General features: G+C 70.6%; 24 protein-coding genes. 6 read left to right on the top strand and 18 right to left on the bottom strand.

The genetic code is table 11. The features are described from left to right. The first annotated feature begins 113 nt into the window (after nt 1-113). Nucleotides 114-959 (top strand): esterase/lipase family protein, encoded by an 846-nt coding sequence (locus ACFUTX_RS13540; protein ID WP_378865569.1) that lies wholly within the window; start codon nt 114-116, stop codon nt 957-959. 212 nt (nt 960-1,171) lie between these two features. Here the strand turns inward: ACFUTX_RS13540 and ACFUTX_RS13535 are convergent, their stop codons facing one another. From ACFUTX_RS13535 to ACFUTX_RS13510, 6 genes are all read right to left on the bottom strand, one after another. Further along, a complete protein-coding gene (locus ACFUTX_RS13535) occupies nt 1,172-1,639 on the bottom strand; it encodes a GNAT family N-acetyltransferase (protein WP_378865566.1) in 468 nt (155 codons plus the stop codon). 13 nt (nt 1,640-1,652) lie between these two features. Further along, entirely contained in the window at nt 1,653-1,994 is a 342-nt protein-coding gene (locus ACFUTX_RS13530) for an HNH endonuclease (RefSeq protein ID WP_378865563.1), read from the bottom strand. 357 nt (nt 1,995-2,351) lie between these two features. Further along, entirely contained in the window at nt 2,352-3,080 is a 729-nt protein-coding gene (locus tag ACFUTX_RS13525) for a signal peptidase I (protein ID WP_378865560.1), read from the bottom strand. Beyond that, nucleotides 3,077-3,952 (bottom strand): hypothetical protein, encoded by an 876-nt coding sequence (locus tag ACFUTX_RS13520; protein WP_378865557.1) that lies wholly within the window; start codon nt 3,950-3,952, stop codon nt 3,077-3,079. The genes ACFUTX_RS13525 and ACFUTX_RS13520 overlap by 4 nt, the downstream gene beginning before the upstream one ends. A gap of 44 nt (nt 3,953-3,996) precedes the next feature. Next, nucleotides 3,997-4,548: a hypothetical protein gene (locus ACFUTX_RS13515; protein WP_378865554.1), complete on the bottom strand. Its 552-nt coding sequence runs from the start codon at nt 4,546-4,548 to the stop codon at nt 3,997-3,999. Between the two features lie 103 nt (nt 4,549-4,651). Continuing rightward, a complete protein-coding gene (locus ACFUTX_RS13510) occupies nt 4,652-5,203 on the bottom strand; it encodes an alternate-type signal peptide domain-containing protein (RefSeq protein ID WP_378865551.1) in 552 nt (183 codons plus the stop codon). 479 nt (nt 5,204-5,682) lie between these two features. Here ACFUTX_RS13510 and ACFUTX_RS13505 point away from each other — a divergent pair, with 479 nt between their 5' ends. After that, nucleotides 5,683-6,123: a MarR family winged helix-turn-helix transcriptional regulator gene (locus tag ACFUTX_RS13505; protein WP_378865548.1), complete on the top strand. Its 441-nt coding sequence runs from the start codon at nt 5,683-5,685 to the stop codon at nt 6,121-6,123. 25 nt (nt 6,124-6,148) lie between these two features. Here ACFUTX_RS13505 and ACFUTX_RS13500 read toward each other — a convergent pair whose 3' ends face one another. From ACFUTX_RS13500 to ACFUTX_RS13480, 5 genes are all read right to left on the bottom strand, one after another. Continuing rightward, a complete protein-coding gene (locus ACFUTX_RS13500; RefSeq protein ID WP_378865546.1) occupies nt 6,149-6,883 on the bottom strand; it encodes an ABC transporter permease in 735 nt (244 codons plus the stop codon). Beyond that, nucleotides 6,880-7,707: an ABC transporter ATP-binding protein gene (locus tag ACFUTX_RS13495; RefSeq protein WP_378865543.1), complete on the bottom strand. Its 828-nt coding sequence runs from the start codon at nt 7,705-7,707 to the stop codon at nt 6,880-6,882. The genes ACFUTX_RS13500 and ACFUTX_RS13495 overlap by 4 nt, the downstream gene beginning before the upstream one ends. A 4-nt stretch (nt 7,708-7,711) precedes the next feature. Next, nucleotides 7,712-8,320: a TetR family transcriptional regulator gene (locus ACFUTX_RS13490; RefSeq protein WP_378865540.1), complete on the bottom strand. Its 609-nt coding sequence runs from the start codon at nt 8,318-8,320 to the stop codon at nt 7,712-7,714. A 123-nt stretch (nt 8,321-8,443) separates the two neighbouring features. Then, nucleotides 8,444-8,899 carry an Hsp20/alpha crystallin family protein gene (locus ACFUTX_RS13485; protein WP_378865537.1) on the bottom strand — a complete coding sequence of 152 codons (456 nt, stop codon included), beginning with the start codon at nt 8,897-8,899 and terminating at the stop codon, nt 8,444-8,446. A gap of 89 nt (nt 8,900-8,988) precedes the next feature. Continuing rightward, complete coding sequence (locus ACFUTX_RS13480) at nt 8,989-10,665, bottom strand: L-serine ammonia-lyase, iron-sulfur-dependent, subunit alpha (RefSeq protein ID WP_378865535.1); 1,677 nt, start codon at nt 10,663-10,665, stop codon at nt 8,989-8,991. Between the two features lie 131 nt (nt 10,666-10,796). Here ACFUTX_RS13480 and merB point away from each other — a divergent pair, with 131 nt between their 5' ends. Beyond that, nucleotides 10,797-11,594, top strand: a complete 798-nt coding sequence (gene merB, locus ACFUTX_RS13475) for an organomercurial lyase (RefSeq protein ID WP_378865533.1) — start codon at nt 10,797-10,799, stop codon at nt 11,592-11,594. Nucleotides 11,595-11,604: 10 nt separating this feature from the next. On the opposite strand, the gene ACFUTX_RS13470 is transcribed toward merB, so the two are convergent. Together ACFUTX_RS13470 and ACFUTX_RS13465 are read right to left on the bottom strand one after the other, a co-directional pair. After that, the gene (locus ACFUTX_RS13470) at nt 11,605-12,405 is read right to left on the bottom strand and encodes an alpha/beta fold hydrolase (protein WP_378865530.1); all 801 of its coding nucleotides are present in this window, start codon (nt 12,403-12,405) and stop codon (nt 11,605-11,607) included. Nucleotides 12,406-12,439: 34 nt separating this feature from the next. Further along, nucleotides 12,440-12,805 carry a VOC family protein gene (locus tag ACFUTX_RS13465; RefSeq protein ID WP_378865527.1) on the bottom strand — a complete coding sequence of 122 codons (366 nt, stop codon included), beginning with the start codon at nt 12,803-12,805 and terminating at the stop codon, nt 12,440-12,442. 158 nt (nt 12,806-12,963) lie between these two features. Here ACFUTX_RS13465 and ACFUTX_RS13460 point away from each other — a divergent pair, with 158 nt between their 5' ends. The 3 genes from ACFUTX_RS13460 to ACFUTX_RS13450 all read left to right on the top strand — a co-directional run bounded on the left by ACFUTX_RS13460 (nt 12,964) and on the right by ACFUTX_RS13450 (nt 14,109). Then, entirely contained in the window at nt 12,964-13,149 is a 186-nt protein-coding gene (locus tag ACFUTX_RS13460) for a hypothetical protein (RefSeq protein WP_378865524.1), read from the top strand. Between the two features lie 251 nt (nt 13,150-13,400). Beyond that, a complete protein-coding gene (locus ACFUTX_RS13455; RefSeq protein ID WP_378865521.1) occupies nt 13,401-13,817 on the top strand; it encodes a hypothetical protein in 417 nt (138 codons plus the stop codon). Nucleotides 13,818-13,899: 82 nt separating this feature from the next. Beyond that, a complete protein-coding gene (locus ACFUTX_RS13450; protein ID WP_378865518.1) occupies nt 13,900-14,109 on the top strand; it encodes a hypothetical protein in 210 nt (69 codons plus the stop codon). 1,122 nt (nt 14,110-15,231) lie between these two features. Here the strand turns inward: ACFUTX_RS13450 and ACFUTX_RS13445 are convergent. The 5 genes from ACFUTX_RS13445 to ACFUTX_RS13425 form a co-directional block, all read right to left on the bottom strand. Beyond that, the gene (locus ACFUTX_RS13445; RefSeq protein ID WP_378865512.1) at nt 15,232-16,800 is read right to left on the bottom strand and encodes a GMC oxidoreductase; all 1,569 of its coding nucleotides are present in this window, start codon (nt 16,798-16,800) and stop codon (nt 15,232-15,234) included. A 20-nt stretch (nt 16,801-16,820) separates the two neighbouring features. Beyond that, the gene (locus ACFUTX_RS13440) at nt 16,821-18,293 is read right to left on the bottom strand and encodes an MFS transporter (RefSeq protein WP_378865509.1); all 1,473 of its coding nucleotides are present in this window, start codon (nt 18,291-18,293) and stop codon (nt 16,821-16,823) included. Between the two features lie 140 nt (nt 18,294-18,433). Further along, nucleotides 18,434-19,414 (bottom strand): fumarylacetoacetate hydrolase family protein, encoded by a 981-nt coding sequence (locus tag ACFUTX_RS13435; protein WP_378865506.1) that lies wholly within the window; start codon nt 19,412-19,414, stop codon nt 18,434-18,436. Continuing rightward, nucleotides 19,411-20,415 carry an amidohydrolase family protein gene (locus ACFUTX_RS13430; protein WP_378865503.1) on the bottom strand — a complete coding sequence of 335 codons (1,005 nt, stop codon included), beginning with the start codon at nt 20,413-20,415 and terminating at the stop codon, nt 19,411-19,413. The genes ACFUTX_RS13435 and ACFUTX_RS13430 overlap by 4 nt, the downstream gene beginning before the upstream one ends. Continuing rightward, entirely contained in the window at nt 20,412-21,548 is a 1,137-nt protein-coding gene (locus ACFUTX_RS13425; RefSeq protein WP_378865500.1) for an FAD-dependent monooxygenase, read from the bottom strand. Before ACFUTX_RS13425 ends, ACFUTX_RS13430 begins: the two co-directional genes overlap by 4 nt. Nucleotides 21,549-21,576 lie beyond the last annotated feature (28 nt).

The raw sequence follows: 21,576 nt of genomic DNA, 5'->3' as shown, positions 1-21,576 counted from the left end.
GCCTCGGGCGCGACCCGCGGACGGCCACCAGTGCGAGTTCGGGACATACCTCGCGGACCCGCACCGCGCCAGGGCGAGGCATCCGTTCCTCTCCGCCTCGTAGACTGCCGCCCATGACGCCCACGCCCGGAGAAGCAGTGCCCGGCGGGCAGGCCGGCCGTCCGTGGAGCCTGCAGCGCGCGCTGTGGTGGACCGCCGACTACGTCTACGCCGCCCGGCGGCAGCTCGCCGTGCTCAGCATGCCGTGGGCCCTCGGGCGCCACCGGCCGACACCCCCCACCTGGCATGCGGGGTCGGCGGACCTCCCGGAGGTCGTGCTGCTGCCCGGGGTGTACGAGCACTGGACCTTCCTGCGACCCCTCGGCGACACCCTCGCCGCGGCCGGGCACCGCGTCCGGGTGATCCACGGCCTCGGTGTGAATCGCCGGGGCATTGCCGAGACCGCCGACCTGCTCGCCCGGACGCTCGCCGACCTGCCGCTGCCGCCCGCGGGCCGCGTACTCGTCGCGCACAGCAAGGGCGGGCTCATCGGCAAGCACCTGCTCGTGAAGACCGGAGCCGCCTCCGCGGCGGCGGTTGAGGCATCCGTCGGCGGCGACCCGGCGGCCGCAGCCGCCGGCGCGCCGCACAGCCCGGGGGAGCCGTCGCTCGGTGTGCTCGGGTTGGTCGCGGTCGCCACGCCCTTCGGCGGTGCACGCCGCGCGCGACTGTTCATCGACCCCAGCATCCGTGCCTTCCTGCCCGGCAACGAGACGATCGTGACGCTCGGACGCGAGACTTCGGTGAACGGACGGATCGTGTCGGTGTACGGCCCGTACGACCCGCACATCCCCGAGGGGAGCGCGCTCGACGGCGCGACGAACGTCGTCGTGCCCGCCCAGGGGCACTTCCGCGTGCTCGCCTCACCGAAGACCCACGCCGCGGTGCTCGACGGCATCCGCCTGCTCGCCGCAGGCTGACGGGTCGCGCGCGCCGCCCCTCCGCATCCTGCGGGGCACGACATGGCGGGCGGGTCCGGCATCCGGTTACGACACGGCTCGCGCCGCAGATTCCGGCATCCGCTGCGTCGCGAGACACCCGCGAATGCCGGGAACTGCCGCGCGAACGGCACGTCGAACAAACTCAGAGCGGATGCCTCGACCCCCGGCGCGATATTGCGACAGACCCGGGCTCAGCCGGCGTCGGACGCCGGGCGCCAGACCAGCGTGTGACCGGTCGCCCGGAACGACTCGTTCCCGGCCAGCTTGCCGGTGGTCGTGGACTGCCAGACGAAGCCGACGGCCTCGTAGAACGCCCGCGCCGAATTGCCCTCGAGCACCTCGAGTTCGACCGGGCCCGTCGCCCGCGCCAGCACGTGCTCGACGAGCGCGCGGCCGACGCCCCGACGGTACAGCGCCGGGTCGACGTACGCCCACGTGATCTCGTCGGCCGACCCGGCCAAGAACCCCGCGACCCGGCGGTCGAGCTCGGCGACCCACACGTCGTCGTCGAACAGGCCCTCGTTCTCGTACGTCTCGGCGAGCGACAGGTAGGCGTCGACCAGCCCGGCCCCGCGCAGCTCGTCCCACCGCGCCGCGTCGTGGATACGGCTGATGTCGTCCCAGTCGCTCGCCTCATAGGGCCGCACGACGATCGTCATCGCGCTCGTCCTCTCACGATCGCCAGGCGCCGAGGATCTCGACGTGCCGCAGCAGGAACGCCCGTTCGTCGAGGCGCTTGCGGCGCAGCCAGCCGGTCACCTCGTCGTTGCTCTTGCTCGCGTTGCAGGACCGGCACGCCGGCACCACGTTCTCGAACGTGTACCGCCCGCCGCGCGAGATCGGAAGCACGCAGTCCCTCTGGAACGGCCCGTCGGCGGCGCCGCAGTACGCGCACGCTCCCCATGCCTCGACGAGCGACTCCCACTCGTCGACGGTGAGGTCGTTGTCGGCGGCAGCGACCCGTCTCGCACGACGGCGCGCGGCTCGCGCGCGGCGCGTGTTGCTGACGGGCATGGCACGAGGGTAGCGGCGGCACGGGCAAAGCCCGTCGAGCCGTCCCGTGCGACGCTCAGCTCGTGCGACGCTCAGCTCGTCGGGCGCAGGAGCGGCCGGCGCCGCAGATAGGCGAGTGACCCGCCGCCTCCCAGGACCAACCCGATCCAGGTGCCGATGGCGATTGCGCCCGTCAATGACTTCATGACTGTTCCCCCACGTATCGGGCGGGCTGGGACCCGCTCGGTGCTCTCTCGGCGGTGTGCCACCGCCTGATGAGATCAGCCTGGACGAGCGACCTCGCGATTCTCATCGGGAAGCCGCAAGGGTTCCGCAAGAGACCGCAAGGATTGGTCGGCGCCGCGGGCCGGCTCGCGGCTACTGCTCCGGCGAGGGGATCGCGTCGTCGCCACGCGCTTCAGCGGGCTCGGCGGGCGCGCCGGCGGCGTCCCGCGCGGTCGCCGCCTTGGCGCGGCGCCGGTCGCGGAAGCCCATCGCGAGCAGGACGATGCCGTAGATGAACAGTCCCGCCACGACGATCGGGATCGCCCACGCGCGAGCCTGACCGGTGACCACGTTGTTGATCCAGCCGACGTACGGCACCGAGTACCAGAGCTCGCCGACGATCTGCACCGGCTGCACGGGCTCCGGGTCGTCGGCATCGTTCGCGTCACCGCGGGTGATGAACAGCGGCGTCCCATCGGCAGCGGCACCGACGGCCACCACACGGTGCGTGACGACCTGCGGTTTGCCCGACTCCAGCTGATAGGTGATGACGTCGCCGAGGTTGATCTCCGAGACGTCGACCGGCTTGACCACGACGAGGGTCCCCGGCGGGTACTGCGGCTCCATCGAGCCGGTGAGGATCGTGTACGGCTTCGCGCCGGTAGCCAGCGGCACCACGATGACGACGATCGCCAGCAGCGACACGAGCAGCAGGAGCACCCACGAGATCGCCTGGAAGACCATGCGCGGGAACGAGACGCTGTCGTCGTCTGCGCCGCCGTCCGGGGCGGCAGGGGTTTCGGCATCCGTCATCACGACATTCCTCTCTCGGGGGGCGAGGTCCCGGTGCTCGAGGTCGTTCTGGACGATCGTCGCGCTCATGCGCACTCCACACTCTTGGTGCCGCCCGCGGGCGACAGGAACCGCACGCTCGCGACGGCGAAGGTGGTTCCCTGCGAATCCTTGACGGAGACGTACGTGGCTCCCTGCGACGGGGTCGCCGACGTGTTCGTGATGATCAGCGTCTTGCCGTTCGGGGCCGTGTTCGCGGCGAAGCTGGCGCCGGTGTCACTGCGCACGACGGTGTAGCTGCCCTTCGTCACCTGCCACGGCAGCGTCAGCACGGCGGTCGTGCCGTCGGTGGTGCACGCCGCCCACCCGGTGCTGGTAACCGTATAGGAGCCCTGCTCCTGGTCGGTCCAGTTGCCCTGGGCGACGGTGGCGGTCGTCGTGAGCGTGAGGCTCGGCGACGGGGCGGCCCGGCCCGACGGGGTGTGCGTGTCGGTGTCGGAGATCGCGAGCTTGCCGCACGCGTAGATCGTCGCGCCGGGAGCGATCGCGGTGTTCGAGATCCAGGTCGAGGCGGCGAGCGCGCTCTGCGCCACGATGCCGTTGTAGGTGGCGTCGGTCTGGCACGCGTTGCCGTTCGCGGTGAAGGCGACTTGCACCGACGCGACCGCTGCCGGTCCGAGACCGGATGCCGGAGCCACCGAGACGGTCTGCCGGCCCCACGGCGTCGAGCCCGTGTTGGTGAGCGGCACGGCCACGTACTCGGTGTCGGCCCAGCCGGAGAAGCTCGTCGACGTGCCCGCGGCGGGCGTGCCCGCCCACGGCGCCATCGACAGCGTGCTGGCCTGCGCGGTCACGGAGAGCTGCGCACTCACGACCCAGTAGGCCACGGCGGCCAGGGGCGACACGACCACGAGCCCGATCGCAGCGACCAGCGCTGTGATGAGCTTGGCTCGCTTCGTCATGGTCGGCTCTCGTTCGCTGGGGTCGGTTCGGAGGAGGTCGTACGTCAGGGGGCGGTCTGCGTGCCGGTGACGGTGATCGTCACCGCGGCGGTCTGACCCTGCGTGCCGTTGGGGGCGTTCGCATCCAGACTCTGCCACACGCACAGGTTGCGAGTGGCACCGGGCGTGATCGTCGTCGCGACGGCGGTCGTCAGGCCGTTGGTCTTGCCCTGCCAGCGGCCGCTGTCGCCGGGCCACGAGGCGGGCGGCGTGGCGGCGCAGGCGCCGGTCTGCACGCTGATGGTGAGGATGACGCTCGAGGCCAGGCCGCCGCTGGCGCCGAAGCCGGACGCGAGGCTCAGCGCGACGTCACCGGTGTTGGAGACCGTTCGCGTCGCGATGAGCTGGGCGGGGCCGCCCGGGTACACACCCGAGTTCGAGCCGCCGCTGCCGGCGATGACCAGTCCGGCATCCCCGGTGGAGACCGACACGGGCTGCGTCTGGGTGCTCGAGACGAAGTTGCTGAGGGTGCCCGGAGCCATCACGACCGCGATGGCGACGATGCCGGCGATGAGTCCGGCGGCCCCGAGGGGAGCCTTGGCCTTCTTGCGCGACATCCGTCTGCCTCTTCCGAGCGACACGAGGGTGGGTTTTGGTGAAGGAGCCGGGCGGATCGGGTGCGCGCCCGGCCCCTTCGGTCCGTGGGTCAGCGTCAGGCGGTCAGTTCGCGCCGTTGGCGGTCTGCGTGACGGTGACGGTGGTGGCGCCGAGGTTCCAGTTCTGGTTCATCGTCGCGGCCGTGTCGTTGGTGGCGTTGGAGCCGAAGGGCCAGGTCAGCGTGAAGACCAGCTGCCCGTTGGCGGTACCGCTGGCGACCGTGAACGACGTCCCGGCGATGGCGCCGGCGTTGTAGGTGCCCGCGACGCTCGAGGTCAGGTGCGCCGGAACGGCCGAGAAGCCGCCCCAGTTGATCGCGCCCGAGGCGGTCAGGTTGGTGCCGTTGGCCTTGGTCTGGAAGGGGACCGTGTAGATGATCTGGTCGCCCGGGACCATCTTGTACGACGAGAGGGTGCTGGTGATGTCGGTCGTCGTGCTGCCGCGCTTGACCTCCCACTTGGCACCCGAGGTCAGGGCGACGCTCAGCTCGCCGGTCTGGATGGTGGCCGACGTCGTCGACGCGCTGCCCTGCCAGTAGGCGAGCGATCCCCCGCCGCCCAGCAGCAGTGCGATTCCGGCGGCGATGGCGATCGTGCCCTTCATGGACTTCTTCATGGCTGTTCTCCCACGGTTGGGCGGGCTGGGACCCGCCTGCTCTTCCGGCGATGCGAGGTGCTTTCGCCGTTGACATCAGCCTGGAGAAGCGATCTCGGGGTTCTCATCGGGCAGCCGCAACGTTTCCGCAAGGGATGCGCGAGGGATGCCTGAAGCTCAAGGGCGCGTTCAGCGACCCTCAGGGGGCGATCAGGTCGGCGGTCGCGGGCGGCGGAGGCGGGCGGCGTGCACAACGTCGGCGGAGCGTCTATGCATGCGAAAAGAAATCACAGAAAGATAACGAGAGCCCTTGCCGTCGTTACCTGCCCGTTATAGAGTGCAAGCACGGTAGTTGTTTTGCTGTGGCAGCTGCCGGCATGTGATTGCAGGACACTCTTGGTGCAAGGGACAAGGGCCGGTCGGGAGCCTCTCCGACCGGCCCCGTTCTTTGCCCGGGCGCGCCGCACCGGGAGCCCCGCGCGGGACGTAATCTGGTGCCTATGACGGATCGCCGACTCGCCATCGATGCATGGGAGAGCCTGTTCCGCGCTCAGCACGAGGTCTTCGAAGACATCAATGACGATTTCCACGAAGGCGTCCTCAGCCAGGCGGAGTACGACGTGCTCCTGACCGTGACGCGCGGCGAGAACATGACCGCGCGGCTGCGCGATGTCACGGCCAACATGCTCATCAGCCAGCCCAGCGTGTCACGCCTCGTCGAGCGGATGTCGGCGCGCGGCCTCATCTCGAAGTGCGCCGATCCCGACGACGGGCGCGGCTCGCTGGTGCGGGCGACGGATGCCGGGGCGTCGCTGTTCCGCCGGCTGGCGAGCTCGCACGGGCGGGCGATCGCCGAGCGGATGTCGATCCTCAGCGACGAGGAACTCGCGCAACTGCGCGACCTGACCGCCAAGCTGCGCCGGAGCCGGCCCCACGACTGACCCCCGGCCCCGCCCGCAGCCGGTCCTACGGTGTGCGCCGGCGCAGGGTGAGCGAGGCGAGGATCAGCGACCCGATGAGGAACGCGAGCACCACGAGCAGCGGACCGTAGACATCCCACCCCTCGTCGCCCGCCGTCACCGCGTTGATCGCGTCGATCGCATAGCTGAGCGGCAGCACGTTGCTGATCGCGTACAGCGCCTCGGGCATCTCGTCGCGCGGCATGAACAGGCCGCCGAGCAGGATCTGCGGGAACACGATCAGCGGCATGAACTGCACCGCCTGGAACTCGGTGCGGGCGAACGCGCTCGCCAACAGGCCCAGCGCCATCCCGAGCACGGCGTCGGTGACGGCGACGAGACCCAGCTGCCACACGGGCCCCTCGGTCTCGAGGCCGCAGACCCACACCGCGAACGTGACCGTGACGACCGCCTGCAGCACCGCCATCAGGCCGAAGGCGAGCGCGTACCCGACGATGAAGTCCGCCTTTCCGAGCGGGGTCGTCATGAGGCGTTCGAGGGTGCCCGACCGCCGCTCGCGAAGAGTCGTGATCGACGTGATGAGGAACATGATGATGAACGGGAACAGCGCCAGGATGGGCGGGCCGTACACGTCGAACACGCCGTCCTGCTCGCTGAACAGCCACGCGAACAGCCCCACGAGCAGGCTCGGCGCGACCAGCAGGAGCGCGATCGACCGCGGGTCGTGGGTCAGCTGACGCAGGATCCGTCCCGCCGTCGCGAAGGTGCGGGTCGGGTTCATTCCGCCGCCTCCTCTCGCGCCTCGCGCCTGGATCGAGGGTGACCGTCGCCGGCCGCGGTCGCCGAGCGGTCGCGTTCGATGAGGGCCAGGAACGCGGCATCCGGATCCGACGCGCCCGTGTCGGAGAGCAGCCGCGACGGTGTGGTGTCGGCGATGATGCGGCCCGACCGCAGCAGCACGATGCGATCGCAGCGCAGCGCCTCGTCCATGACATGACTGCTGACGACGATGGTGGCGCCGCCCTCGGCGATGGTGCGGAAGGTCTGCCACAGCTCGGACCGCAGGAGCGGATCGAGCCCGACCGTGGGCTCGTCGAGCACGATCAGCTCGGGGTCGCCGAGCATCGCGACCGCGAGTGACACGCGCTTCTCCTGCCCGCCGCTGAGCGAGTCGACCGTCTGCCCGGCCTGGTCGGTGAGGTTGACCCGGGCGATCACCTCGTCGACCTGCCGGACGGGCGCCCCGAGGATGCGCGCGAAATAGCGCAGGTTCTGGCGGATCGTGAGGTCGCCGTACACCGAGGCCGCCTGGGTGTCGTACGCGACGCGTCGTCGTTGCACCCTGGTGCCCGCGGGGTCGTCGAGCACCGATACGGTTCCGCTCTGCACCTTCTGCACGCCGACGATGGAGCGCATCAGCGACGTCTTGCCGCACCCCGACGGCCCCATGAGGCCGGTGATCTGACCGCGGGGGATGTCGAGATCGAGACCGGAGAACACCTGGGTGCGGCCGCGCTTGACGTGAAGGCCGCGGACTTCGACGGCGTTCACCGACGATTTATTCATCACGCGATGAATTATTCGCTCGATCGGCGCGGCGGTCAAGACCTCACTCGAACAGGTATCGCTGCACGGTGGGGCCGACTCGCGCGACGAGGTCGTCGACGGATGCCTCGGCCAGCGCCGGCAGTCGCAGCACGTAGCGCGCGATCAGCAGCCCGGCGATCTGCGACGCCGCGAGCGAGGCCCGCAGGTCGGCGTCGTCGACTTCGAGCGCCCGCGCGATGCGGGAGAGCAGCTCGCGCGACAGGAACCCGGCCACGAGCGGTGTCGTGAGCTTGTTGCCGACGGCGGTGCGGAGCAGCACGACTCCGCGCCGCTGCACCTCGGGCTGCTCCCACGTCTCGAGGATGTAGCGGACGATGCGCTCACCCACCCGGTCGCGCGGCCCGGCGAGGATCTCGGGCAGCGCCAGGTCGGGACGCATGGGCGCCTCGACGGTCTCGCTGAACAGGTCGGCCTTGGTGCCGAAGTGATGGTGCACGAGAGCCGAGTCGACGCCGGCGCGGGCGGCGATCGCGCGGATCGTCGCTCCGTCGTAGCCGGCCTCGCCGAACTCCTCCACGGCCGCGGCCACGATCCGTTCCCGCGCGTCGGACTCGCCCGCGCGCGGGCGTCCGCGACGCCGCTTCGGCGCGGGGACCACGTACTCCGCCACGCGCACAGCCTACGGCCGGCGCCGGCCCGCGGCATCCGGGCCCGGCCCCGGCCCGGGCCGCACGAGAACGCCGCCCCGGTCGCGGACGACACGGGGCGGCGGGGTGAACACGCAGCGGCAGACCTACTGCTCGATCGAGTGAGCCTGCTCGCTGCTCTCGTGAGCCTGCACGACCGACGAGCGGCCCTCGGCCATCACTTCGATCTTGCGCGGCTTCGCCTTCTCGCTGACGGGGATGGTGACGCTCAGCACACCGTTGTCGTAGGTGGCCGAGATGCGCTCGGTGTCGACCCCCTGCCCCAGGCTGAGCTGGCGCAGGAAGCTCGCACCCTCGCGCTCGCGGGTGATCCACTTGACGCCCTCACCGGTCGGGACGGAGCGCTCTGCACGGATGGTGAGCAGCTGGCCGTCGACGTCGATGTCGACCGAGCCCGGGTCGATGCCCGGCAGGTCGGCGGTGAGGACGTAGTGGTCGCCGTCGCGATACAGGTCCATCGGCATCAGGCGAGGACCGCGGCGCGGGTCGAGAAGACTCGACGCAAGGCGGTCGAATTCGCGGAACGGGTCGTACGTGGCCATGGTGATCTCCTCTCAGTCGTGGGGTTGAGCCGACTCGGCTCAACTACGCCAAGATTAGCACTCTCGATAGGAGAGTGCCAGATCCGAGATCAGCATTCGATGACGTTCACCGCGAGACCGCCCTCGCTCGTCTCCTTGTACTTGTGCGACATGTCGATGCCCGTCTGGCGCATCGTCTCGACCACCGCGTCGAGGCTCACGTAGTGGCTGCCGTCGCCGCGCAGCGCGAGCCGCGCGGCCGTGACCGCGGTCGACGCGGCGATGGCGTTGCGCTCGATGCACGGGATCTGCACCAGCCCGCCGACCGGGTCGCACGTGAGCCCGAGGTGGTGCTCCATCGCGATCTCGGCCGCGTTCTCGATCTGCCGGTTCGTGCCGCCCATGACCGCGGTGAGTCCGCCGGCCGCCATCGCGCAGGCCGAGCCCACCTCGGCCTGGCACCCGCCCTCGGCGCCCGAGATGGAGGCGTTCGCCTTGAAGAGCGACCCCAGCGCGGTCGCCGTGAGCAGGAAGCGACGGATGCCTCGGCGCCGGTTCGCGTCGGCGACAGCGGCCTCGTCCCAGGCGGCCGCCTCCTCGGGGGCGGCGGCGTGCCCGTCGTAGCCGAGGAGCGCGCTGCCGACCAGCTCGCCGTAGGGCGTCACGGCGTTGCCCGCTCCGAGCCCCGAGTCGGCGAGGAAGCGCCACCAGTACATCGCGACGGCCGGAACGATGCCCGCGGCCCCGTTCGTCGGGGCGGTCACGACGCGCCCGCCCGATGCGTTCTCCTCGTTGACGGCGAGCGCGAACGCCCCGAGCCACTCTCCGGGCAGCTCGCGCCGTCCGTCGGCTTCGGCTTCGTCGAGCTGGGCGCGGATCGCCCCGGCACGGCGCTTGACCTCCAGCATCCCGGGCAGCACGCCCTCGGCGTGAAGGCCCGCGTCGACGCAGCCCGCCATCGCGTTCCAGATCGCGTCGAGCCCGGCCGCGATCTCCTCGTCGCTGCGCAGCGCCTCCTCGTTGATGCGGGCGAGCTCGGCGATCGTCAGCCCCCGTTCGTCGCAGAGCGCGAGAAGCTCTTCGGCACTGCCGTAGTCGAGGGGATAGCCACGGCTATGCACGCGAGGCGGCTCGCCCTCGCGCCGGATGAACCCGCCGCCCACCGAGTAGTACGTCTCGCTCAGCACGAGGTCGGGGTGAGGGTCGGCGCCGAGACCGCCGGCCCGGTCCGCAACCGCGCCGACGGTGCGGTCGGCGTCCACGCTCCGGCTGCGGTCGGCGTCCGGCGAACCCGCCGACGTCGGGGAGCCGGCGCCGGTGGCGCGGACGGCCGCGCTCGCGGCATCCGCTCCTGGACGGCGCACGGGACCGGCATCCGCCCGAGACCATGCCTCGAGCGTCATCGCGTTCGGGTGCCCGGGCAGCCGCGTGCGCGGGGCGAAGGCGATGTCGTCGCGCGCGAAGGCCACCTCTCGCTCGCCGGCGAGGGGCAGGAGCGCCCCGTCGGTCCAGGCGCTCCACGCCGACCGCACGACGGCGGGATCGACGGTCTCGGGCTGGAGGCCGCGAAGCCCCGCGACGACCGCGTCGGGCGTGCCGTGGCCGATGCCGGTCGCCCCGAGGGATCCGTAGAGGGTGCACGTCACCCGCTCGACGTGCGGCAGCAGTCCGGACTCGCGCAGACGCACGACGAAGTCGAGGGCGGCCCGCATGGGGCCGACCGTATGGGAGCTCGAGGGTCCTACACCGATGGAGAACAGCTCGAACGCCGAGACGTAGGCGCTCACTCCCCCAGGCTACGCCGTCGCCCGCGCAGGTTGCATGCCGTGCCCGCAGGGGAATGAGCAGGATGCCTCGATCCCGCGCCGGCGCGCACGCAGTGTGCCGCGCAGAATGCCGGAGAAGTTCGAGTTCACGGATGCCTGGGGCCCGAGGCATCCGTCATCGTGCACGCCTCCGCGATTCGCGCACACCGCCGGCCATGGTGCTGTGGATCACCGCCCGGGCGTACGCTTCGGTCATGGACGAGGTGCGACCGGCGGTCGCCGACGACGATGTCGAGCGCGTGCGGCGCGAGGTGTATCGCGGTTTCGTCACCGACGGACGGCCCCCGAGCCGCGCCGCCCTCGCCGTGACGACCGGGCTGGCGCTCGAGCAGGTCGACGAGGCGATGGCGGTGCTCGCCACGACCCGACACGTCGTGCTCGACGACGCGGGCCGGGTGGTGATGGCCCATCCCTTCGCGGCGATCGACCTGCACTTCTCCGTCAAGGGCCGTCGCACCCTGTGGTGGGGCGGGTGCGCGTGGGACTCGTTCGCGATCCCGAACCTCGTGCCCGAGGAACGCCAGGTGCTCGTCGCGACCACCTGCCCCGCGTGCGGCCGGGCGCACGCGTGGGTCGTCACATCGGAGGGTCCTCCCGAGGGGGACCAGGTCGCGCACTTCCTCGTGCCGGCCGCGCACGTGTGGGACGACGTCGTGCACACCTGCGGCCACCAGCGCATCTTCTGCGAGGAGGCCTGCGTCGAGGAGTGGCTGACGCGCACCGGGAACCAGCGCGGGTCGGTGTTCGACCTCGCGACGCTGTGGCGGCTGGCCGCGCACTGGTACGACGGACGCCTCGACTCGCCGTACGTGCGGCGCGAGCCTGCCCAGGCGAAGGCGTACTTCGCCGAGGTGGGACTGCGCGGGGCGTTCTGGGGCCTGCCGGACTGACCCCAGTTCGTCAGAGCGCGCGGGCGAAGAACTCGACAGCGGCCTGGCGGAAGACCCGCGACCCCGGCGCGTTGAAGTGGTGCCGGTCGGGAAGCTCCACGAACTCGCCGTTCGGCGTCGCCCCGGCCAGGGCGCGGGAGCGCTCGAGGATCGCGTCCTCGGACCCGGTGGCGAACAGCACGTGCTGCTGCGGCGGGTGCGCGGGATCGGGGTCGGCGTCGCCGTACCGCATGCCCTCGGCGAGCGCGACGAGGGCGCGGAGGTCGTTGCCCTGCACCCGCTCGGCGAGCGTGACGTAGTTGCGGGTCACCTGGTCGTCGACCGGAGCGCGGGTCTCGGCGTACGCGCGGGCCTGATCGATCTGCAGGCGGGCGAGCGGCCGGCCGTCGGGGATGCCGCCGAGCACCGCCCGCTCGACATGCTCCGGAGCGGTGACCGAGAGCTGCCAGCCGACGCGCGCCCCGAGCGAGTAGCCGGCGTAGCGCACCGAGTCGACCAGATACGTGTCGAGCACCGCGACGAGGTCGGCGGTCAGCGCCGCCATGCCGTACGCCTCCGGCTCGTGCGGCTTGTCGCTCGCGCCGTGCCCGCGCTGGTCCACCCCGAGCACTCGGTAGCCGGCGCGCGTGAGGTCGCGCACCCAGCCGGTGTTCACCCAGTTGTCGCGGCAGCTGGACGCGAACCCGTGGACGCACAGCACCGTCGGCGCGTCGTCCTCGCCCCACAGGTAGGTCGCGATGCGGTACCCCTCGGGTGACATCACGAACTGCGGGTCGGGCATCTCGGTCAGGGCTGGCAGCGCGGCATCCACTCGCCCATTCTCCTCGCCCACTCCGCCGGCCGCCTCAGCGCCGCTGAAAAGCGATGAGCCCGACCGTGTTGCCCTCGGAGTCACGGATGAACGCCTGCCACTCCTCGTGCCCGCTCGGACCGAGCCGGTCGTCCTCGTGGGTGAAGATGACGTGCGGAGGGCTGACCACCTCGACGTCGTCGGGCAGGCGCTCGATCGCTTCGTGGACGTTGTGCACGTGCAGGTAGAGCAGCGACGACGGCGCTCCGCGCTCGAGGAGCAGGCGTACCCCGTCAAGGTCGAAGAAGAGCAGTCCGGGCGGGTCGAACCGCGCGGTCGGCTCGGTCTCGAGCAGGGCCGTGTAGAAGGCCGCGGCCCGCTGAAGGTCTTCGGCGCGCTGGGCGACCTGCACGAGTCTCATGCCGCACATTCTCACGCCACGACGAGACGGGCGCCAGCGTGCGTGACGCGGGATGTCGGCGGCACGCACCATGCCGGACCGGTTCGCGTCAACCCCGGAGCGGGGTCGCGAAGCGGCGGGTACCAAAGAGATCATCGACGATCCCCGGAGGTGGAACCGTGCTCTTCGCTCTCTACGCCATCCTGCTGCTCGGCGGCATGTACCTCGTCGGCGCCTCGTTCGCGTCGCCCATGCTGCAAGGGCTCATCTTCATCGCCGGCGTGCTGTGCATCTCGGCCGCGGTCGCGGTGCCGGTGGTCACGCAGCACCGTGACGCGGGCTGGCAGCGCAGTCACCGCGACTGAGCGGGCGGCGTTCTCGCCGTCGCCGCGCTTTGCGGCCTGATCGAGGTCGGTTGTGGTGAGATGGCGGCGTCGCTGGGGAGTGCCAGCCGCCGAAAACTCATCAGTTGGGAAACAACACCTACTTGTACACGGCTCCCATCCAGCTGTGGAAGAACGGCAAACTGGTGACCACATACATGCCGAGGGTGAGCGTGTCCAAGAGCTCATGGCGCATCATCACCGCCCACCCCGCCCGAAAGTAGGAGTCGACCATGGCGTCTCCGCTCGATCAGGTTTTCGAGTTGCTCCCCGAAGTCGTTGAGGGATACCTCGATCAGGACCGCACGAAGAAGCGCATTCGAGTCCGCGCCGCAGATCGCCGGATCGTGACGGTCTACTTCAGCCCGGCAGTAGTTTCGGCCGGGCTCAAGAAAGCGGAGGATCTCGCCTGGTTCGGTGATCGAGGGTGGTCCCCCGCGCGCCGTTGGGTCGCCTTGACATCGATCCACATCGATGAATCGATAAACGGGCTCACGAAAGCAGACGCCTATCGTCAGCGCGCGGGGGGCTTTGATCCGGTGGACCCAACGACCACATTCGACGAATTCGACGCAACTGATTTTGACGGCCCTGGCTCGTACTTCCGTCAAGGCGACAACCGCTACTTCGATGCAACGGGAGCCACGTAAAGCGTCGAAGTCGGCCGCGACTGAGCGGGCCGCGCGTGTCAATCCCCGCGCGCGTCGTGACCGCGGGTCCTAGCGTCGAGCCATGACCGAAGCGCGCGCGAACAACGAACCCATCGAGGAGCCGCCGGCCGGCACCGATCAGCTGGCGGCCGATCTCCCCGGCGGCGAGCATCTCACCAACGATGACGCACCGACCGGCGGTGATGAGACGACCGAGTCGCAGCTCGAGGCCGACAACCCGGCCGAAGAGGAGACGCTGAAGGCGCTCGACCCCGAGGCTCCGTCCGCCTGACTGCAGCGCGGTGTTCGGCAGGCGCGGCCGGGCCGGGCCGGGTCCACCGGGTCACTCCGGCATGCCGCGCACAACGTCGGTGATCCGCTCCCGCCCGCCGAGCTGATGCACGTTATGGCGGCGGAAGGCCCGCCGTTGCCGACATTGTGCACGCGAGCGGGCGGGAAGGACGGCGCGTCGTTCGTCGCCGCGGTTGGGCCCGAGACCGCGACGTACTGAGTGAGAACACTTCCCCCACGTAGATGAACAGATCTTGCTACTGAGCGGGGCGTCGCGACTACGCAAATCCAGCCAGATCAGTACTGCATTTGCTGTTGCGTGTTGGCTACGCGAACCCGCGTAGGCATCGTCGGTTTGGACTTCCGGCAACGGAAGATTCGAACTCGACGAAGGAGACAGTATGCAACGAATTGCTGTCGCGGATTCCGCGAGACGCCCCTCTTTCCACTGGCGCAGCGCGCTGGCGAGGGCGTTGATCGTTCTGTTGGTCGCCCTCGTAGGGACGACCGCGTCACCAGCTGCGTCGGCCCAAGCCGCCACGACAGTGAAGGTGTGTGCCCCCAAGAAGTGTGTGAGCGTTTCACCGTCGAAGTATTGTCCGGTAAGCCGTGGTGGATGCGGGAGCTACCGCTTCAAGCCAGCCACTGGGTACTGCTCCGCCTCCGTGGGGTGTGTGACGATCGGCGGGCGGAACTACGTCGTGACCGGTGGGCCCATGCCCACCGCAGCTCAGCGGAACGCGATCAACCAGTGTGTGACAAACCTCGGACTCACCGTGGCCTCGGCTGCCTCTGGAGCCGGAATAGGGTGGACGGTGTTGGGAGTCGGGATGACGGTCTGGGGGTGCTCTTCGATATGAAGCCCCGGATGAGCCCTGGGACCGCGTTTGTCCTGGGAGCCGCTTGGATCGGCCTCGGGATCTGGGCCGCGGTGAGCAACACGACCCTCGTCTTCGCCGTAGGAGGCCTCATCCTGGGCGCGGCCTTCGTGATCCTCGGCTTGGTGGAGTCGAGGCGGCGCCGCAACCGGCCGCCGGAGAGTCGGTAGTCCTTCAGACGCGGGTGACCCGGCCCCGCGGCTGCATGCCGGCGGCCCATTCCCCACCCTGGGAAACCGGCGCCCTCAGCCGAGGGAGTCGGCGAGCCGGCGGGCTCCGCGCACCGCGATGGCGACGCTCGTCAGCGTCGGGTTCATCGTGTTCGCGGTCGGGATCAGGGCATTGCCGCCCACCACGAGGTTCTCGAAGCCCCACACGACCGAGTACGGGTCGGCGACCGAGGTGCCGTCGTCGGCCGGTCCCATCCGCATCGTTCCCATGTAGTGCAGGCTCGAGCCGTTCGGCAGCAGGCGGGGCTGGGCGACGAACTCGCCGAGCGCCTGCCCCGCACGCTGGAGGTGCTCCGTCGCGCGCGCGATCTCGGCGTTCTCGGCATCCGTCAGCTCGTACTCGATCGTCATGTTCGGCAGTCCGCGGTAGTCGAGCTCGTCGTCGCTGAACGTCACGCCGTCTTCGACGCGCGGGTGCTTGCGCACGCCGTAGCCCATGTTCACGTAGCCCCACCGGTTGCCCGCGTGCGGGTGCGACGGGTCGAGCTGGAACGGAGGATTCTCGGCGTACATGACCTGCGCCGAGAACGGGTGGTCGGGCTCGGAGAACGGGATGCGGTTGACCGCCGCGACCGGGTCGGCCGCGTGCTTCGCGCGGCGCGCCAGCTCCGCCGCGAGGGCGTCGTCGCTGACGAGCTCCGACATACGCTCGCCGTCCAGCGCCACGGTCGAGATCACGACGTGGTGCTCGGTGAGGTACCGCCCGAGGGCGGGGGGACGGATGCCGGAGGCCCACAGCAGCTGCGGTGACCGGAATGCGTCGGCGGCCACGACCACCGCGTCGGCCTCGACGGTCGAGGTGGTGCGGGTGCGCAGGTCTTCGACGACCACCCCGGTCACCCGTCCTCCGTCGTACTCGACGCGGCGGACGAGGCTGAGGTCGCGCAGGTGGAAGCGCTGCGACAGCGGGTCGTCGGGGTCGATGAGCGGTCCGAGCACGACGTCCGCCCCGGCCCAGCGCATCGATCCGTCCGGCTGGGGATCCCCGGCGACGGGGAGGGTGCCGACGCCGTAGCCCTCGGGCAGTTCGGCGGCGAACTCCCGCTCGAGCAGGGTGCGGATCGCGCCGCCGATGGCCGAGTCGGCGAAGGCGGCGCTCTGCGCGTGGAGGAGCGACTCTGCGCGGGCGATGAGCTCGTCCCACTCGTCGTCGGGGATGAACAGCACCTTCTCGCTGAAGGCGGGGCGAGGGATCGCGCATGTCCAGTGCGCACCCTGCCCGCCCACGTTGGTCGCGGCCGCCGCCGCGGGGAACGTCGGCGCGTGCGCCGATCCCTCGCCCCCGAAGTCGAGCAGGTGGGTGCCCTGGCGGGCGGTGAACATGCCCTCGACGACGACTCCGGCCGGAATCCCCAGAGACTCGCGCAGTGCCCCCGACTGGGGACCCTGCGACATCTCACGCGCCCGCTCCTTCGCGTCGGGGTCGGCGATGTTCCGCACGCTCTCGCCCGGGATGTCGGTGAGCTGAGGGCCTGCCTCGAACATCGTGACCGTCGCGGTCGGGTGCGTCTCGAGGATCACCCGCGCGTAGGCCGATCCGATCGGCCCGCTGCCGACGATGACGACGTGTGGAGAAGTGGACATGGTGGCTCCCATCGAGAGGGTCAGGCGGGCAGAGGCTCGGCGTCGACCGCCGCGGGCTGGTGCTCGGGCAGGCGGCCGGCCGGGAGGAGCACGGCGGCGGCGAGGCCGACGAGGTACGCGGCGGCGAGGCCGATGAAGATCGGCGCGAAGACGGACGTGTAGATCTCGGCGACGGCGAGCTGCGCGGCGGGCGGGGCCGCGTGCACGAGCTGCGGGGTGAGCGTAGCGATGTCGAACTCGTCGGGCAGCAGCGGTGCGACGCCGGCGGCGATCACTCCCCCGATGACGGCCGTGGTGACGGTCGCTCCGATCTGGCGCACGAGATTGACGGATGCCGTCGCCGTGCCCAGTTCGCGGCGCGAGACGCTGCTCTGCACCACCGCGATGATCAGGCTCATGAACGATCCGGTGCCGACTCCGACGACGAACATCACGATCATGGGCACCCAGAGCGGAAGGCCGACGGGGAGGAACGCCATGACCAGCAGCCCTGTCGCGGCGAGGCCCGTGCCCGTGATCGCGAACACCCGGTAGCGGCCCGAGCGGCTGGCGAGCGCGCCGGTGGCGAGGTTGCTCACCAGCATCCCGAACACCGTCGCGATCGGCACCAGCCCCGACACCGTGACGGACGTGCCGTACGCCATCTGGAAGTAGGTCGGCAGATAGGCGGTGACCGAGAACAGGCCGACGCCGATGATGGCCGACAGGGTCAGCCCCGCCGCGATCGTGCGGTTGCGGAGCATGCCGAGCGGCACGATGGGCTCCTCGGCCTTCAGCTCCGCGAGCAGGAAGGCGGCGAACGCGAGCGCGGCGACGAGGAACGCGATCAGCGCGGTGGTCGCGGTCGCGGGCTCGCCGATCCACGAGACGGCGACGACGAGCGCCACGAGCGAGATCGTGAACGCGACGGCGCCGGCGACGTCGAACCGCCGCCGGGGCGCGGCGTCGATGTGGGGGACGGCGGCGACGGCCAGGGCGAGGGCGGCGACGCCGACGGGCACGTTGATCCAGAAGACCCAGCGCCACCCCCAGTAGTCGGTGATGAGCCCGCCGAGCACGGGCCCGACGAGGATGGCGATGGGGAACGCGGCGCCGATGATCGCCATGTACCGTGGCCGCTCGCGGGGCGAGGTGACGTGGGCGAGGATCGTCTGCGACATGAGCTGCAGGCCTGCGGATGCCGCGCCCTGGACGATCCGCGCCACGACGAGCCACCCCATGTCGGGAGCGAAGCCGCACAGCGCCGACGCGGCGAGGAACGCGACAAGGGCCGTGAGGAACACCAGGCGAGGGCCGATCGCGTCGCCGAGCTTGCCGATCACGGGGAGCAGGACGGTGCTCGACAGGGTGTAGCCGACGACCACCCAGCTCATCTGCTCGAGGGCGCCGAGGTCGCCGGCGATCGTGGCGAGCGACGTCGACACGACCGTGTGGTCGAGCGCGCCCAGGAACGAGACGGACAGAAGGGAAACGACGAGGAGGCGGAGCCTCACCGGAGACAGCTGCATGCGCGGGTCACCCGAACGATCGGGCCATCGACGCGACGGTGTGTGCCCCGGCTGCGACCTCGCAACCGGGAACGGACCCGAAGGCCCCGACGTCATGACCATCGTAGCACGCTTTAGTCGAAAATCTACGGAAGTGGGCGGATTCGATGCCGAGGCCGCTTCCTCGCACGCGGCACGGGCGGGAGCTCCACCATGGGCGCGACCGCTCCGACGAGGTCGCCGATGCCCTCGATCGACATCCGCACGATGTCTCCGGGTTGAAGCGGCGGCGGAGTGAGCTCGCCGTTGCGACCCCACAGCTCGCCGAGGCATCCGCCGTTGCCGACCGTTCCCGAACCCAGCACGTCGCCCGGCACCACGCGCGAATTGCGCGAGGCGTAGGCCACGAACTCGGGGAACGGCCAGCCCGCGTTCGACACGAGGTCGGCGCCGATGAGCTCGTCGTTGACGTACACCTCCGCGCGGATCGCGAGGAAGCCCTCGTCGTCGACGAATCGCTCGAGCTCGTCCGCGGTGACGATCCACGGACCCAGCGACGTGCCGAAGTCCTTGCCCTTCGCCGGCCCGAGCCGGACCTTCATCTCGCGGGCCTGCAGATCGCGGGCCGACCAGTCGTTCATGATCGTGTACCCGAAGATGTGCTCGCGCGCGGCATCCGCATCGAGGTCGCGTCCGTCCGATCCGTCGACGCCGCCGACGACCACGGCCAGCTCGAGCTCGAAGTCGAGCCGCGACGTGACCGGCGGCGAGACGACGTCGCCCGGGCCCAGCACCGTGTGCGGGTTGGTGAAGTAGAACGTCGGCGCCTCGTACCACTCGGGCGCCACGTGGCTCTTGCCCTCGACCCCCGCGCTCACGCCCTCGACGTGCTCCTCGAAGGCGACGAAATCGCGGATCGACGCCGGTTCGAGCGGAGGGAGGAGGCGCACCGACTCCAGCGGCGTGCCGGAATCCCCGGCCGCGCGCTCGAAGAGGCGGTGAGCGGCGGGCAGCCCCTGCGCGAGCACCTGCGACACGCGCAGGCCGCTCGGGAACGGAACCACGCGGTCGTCGATGACGAACCCCTCGCCCAGATCGGCGCCGTCGACCCAGCGGGCGATCTTCATGCGCGCACCAGGTCGCCCAGCAGCGCCTCGGCGTTGCCGCCGAGGATGCGCGCCGCGAGGTCGGCGGGCAGTCCCGCGGACCGGATCGCGGTCACCGGGTCGTCCAGCCCCATGTCGAAGGGGAAGTCGCTGCCGAGCAGCACGCGGCTCCCGCCCGCCGCCTCGACGAGGTGCCGCAGTGCGACGGGATCGTGCACGACCGTGTCGAACCACAGGCGGCGCAGGTAGGTCGACGGCGCGTGCGCGCACCGCTGCGCCTCGGGTCGCACCCGCCAGGCGTGGTCGGACCGGCCGATCGCGAAGGGAAGGTACCCGCCGCCGTGCGCCGCCACGATCTTGAGGTCGGGATGCCGGTCGAGCACCCCCGAGAAGATCAGGTGCGACAGCGCGACGGCGTTCTCGGTCGGCTGGCCGACCGTGTTCGACAGGTAGAAGCGGTCCAGCCGCTCGTCGAGGCTGCAGCCGAACGGGTGCAGGAAGACGACGCAGCCGAGTTCGGCGGCGCGGGCCCAGAACGGCTCGAGGCGCGGATCCGAGAGCTCGACGTCTCCGGCGAAGGACGAGATCTCGACACCGGCGAGGCCGCGTCCGAGGATGGCGTCGTCGAGATACTCCACGACGCGCTCCGGATGCTGCAGCGGAACCACGCCGAGCCCGACGAGGCGATCGGGGGCCCCGGCCACGTGCTCGGCGATGAGCCGGTTCGTCTCCATGGCGACCCACACGGCGAGACCCTCGGGAGCCCACGGGTAGAAGTGGTTCGGCGAGACACTGACCCACTGCTTGTCGACCCCCTGCTCGTCCATCGCGGCCAGCCGGGCGCGCAGGTCGGTGAGCTTCGGGATGCGGGCGCCGACCATGGCCCCCGAGACCTTAAGGCTCTCGATGCCGTTGCGGCGGCGTTCGAGGTCGGCGGCCTCGGCGACCAGCTCGGGAGCGCGGCGCTCGACCTCGGCGTGCAGCTGAGGCAGCAGGAGGTGGGCGTGGACGTCGGTGATCATGCCGGCTTCGCCATCTGCTGGGCGATGCCGAAGATGAGGCCGCCGGCGTCCGCGTCGCGGTTGCCGTCGATCTGCCACTGGGCGAGCTGGGCGGATGCCTCGACCACGGCCTTCGCGCGGGGAAGGCGGCGCGCGTGGAACTCGTCCCACAGCGCCTCGTCGACGGCGTCGCGCTCGACCAGGAGCTCGGTGAGCACGACCGCGTCCTCGAGGCCCTGTGCCGCGCCCTGGGCGATCGTCGGCGGGCAGGAGTGCGCCGCGTCGCCGATGATGACGACACGGCCGCGGTTCCACCGGCCGTCCACGATGTGCTTCGTGAACCAGGTGTAGTTCGCGTGCGCACCCTTCTCGAGGTCGGCGCGGATCGCGTTCCACGGCCCGCCGTAGGCGCGCGACTCCTCCAGCATGATGCGGGTGGCCTGCTCGTCCGATACCCCGAAGCGGTCCTCCGCCTTCTCCACGAGGAAGGCGTACATGGAGTTCTCCCCGGTCGGGGTGTACCCGGCGATGTAGACGGGTCCGCCGTAGTAGAGCTCGGAACGCTCCACCTCGGCCGGCCGCGAGACGAAGGTGCGCCAGATGCCCATCCCGTTCGGCTCCGGAGCCGTCTCGATCCCGATCAGCCCGCGAACGACGGAGTTCAGCCCGTCGGCGCCGATCAGCAGGTCGTACTCCCCCGCGCTCTCGCCGTCGATGAAGAGCTCGACGGCGTCGCTCGCCCGCGCGTCGAGCCCCGTCACCTTGCGGCCGAAGTGCACGGTCGCTCCGGCCCGCTCCGCGTGCTCGAGGAGGATGCGGGCGAGTTCGGGGCGAGGCATCCCCATCGCCGCCGGATAATCCGGCCCGCCCGTCTTGACGTCCGGAAGGTTCGCCACCACCGGAGCGTCGGGTCCCGGCGCACGGAGGGTCAAACCCTCGAACGGGTAGCCCGCGGCCCGGATGTCGTCCCACGCGCCGAGGGCGTCGAACGCGCGCAGCGCGTTGCCCTGCAGCGAGATGCCCGATCCGAGCGCGCTGAGTTCGGGCTTCGACTCGAAGACGTCGACCTCGACGCCGGCCTTGGCCAGCTGGATCGCGGCGGCCAGTCCGACGACGCCGGCACCGGCGATCGCGACCTTGGAGACTGCGGTCATGTCAGAACCTCCCTGTTCTGTCGTGGGT

This window comes from Microbacterium sp. NPDC057407 (assembly GCF_042803895.1).
In the GTDB taxonomy this organism is placed as follows: domain Bacteria; phylum Actinomycetota; class Actinomycetes; order Actinomycetales; family Microbacteriaceae; genus Microbacterium.
This window is presented reverse-complemented; position numbering and strand designations above follow the sequence as displayed.